This window comes from Allokutzneria oryzae, from assembly GCF_042429765.1.
GTDB lineage: Bacteria > Actinomycetota > Actinomycetes > Mycobacteriales > Pseudonocardiaceae > Allokutzneria > Allokutzneria oryzae.
This window is the reverse complement of record NZ_JBHLZU010000035.1, coordinates 1-775: the sequence shown is the minus strand read 5'-3', so window position 1 is coordinate 775 and position 775 is coordinate 1. Positions and strand designations below refer to the sequence as shown.

Here is a 775-nt window from a genome sequence, read left to right as displayed (position 1 = left end):
CACCTGGCGCGGCACGTGAACCCGAACAAAACAGAACTCCCGGGATTAAACGCCCTCTTAAGGGCCGTGCCGCCGCCCCGACTCCGTCGGGTTGCCCCCGGATAATTCTCCCGGACTCCGGCGCGCATTTCCTTGGGCGCCGACCCCGGCTAGCCCGCTCACCTAATACGGTGGCGGGCTAGCCGGGGTCGGGTCTAAAACGGTGGACCAGGATCCGCGATCGGTTCCGGCTCCCGGACATACGTTCTTCCCATCGGGGTCGTCCAAATATGGATACCGCCCGGGAGCTGGGTTCGTTTCCACCGGGTGTGGTGTTTCATCACGTGATGCCGTCGGCACTTCGCGCCCAGGTCATCCGCGACCGTGTTCATGCCATCGAAGGGTTCGCAATGATCCAGATCGCAGCGGTGCGCCGGTTGACGACAGCCGATCGCCACGCAGGTGACGTCCCGGGCCCGGACCAGGTCGGCGAGGGCGGCTGAGGGGCGGTAGTTCGTCCGCCCCACATCCACCGCCACCCCGGTCACCGGGTCAGTCAAGATCCGCTTCCACGTGCCACCGGCCGCGATGTCCCGCGCCACATCTGCCGGGATCGGCCCATACCCGGCGAGCATCCCCGGTTCCTGATCCATCCCCATCAACGTGGTCGCGGGGAGGGTGACCAGGACCTTCACCTCACCCTGCGGGGCTCCGGTCTCCTTGCCCATCAACAGGTCAAAGGCGACATCCGCGCGGCGCTGGTCCATGGTGCGCTCATCGTCTAGGCCTCGGGCGA

At 66.5% G+C, this 775-nt stretch carries 1 protein-coding gene; it reads right to left on the bottom strand.

The genetic code is table 11. From position 1 onward, the window contains the following. Positions 1–194: 194 nt before the first annotated feature. Positions 195–775: HNH endonuclease signature motif containing protein (locus ACFFQA_RS36505; protein ID WP_377862383.1), on the bottom strand; the 581-nt coding region annotated here is incomplete at its 5' end.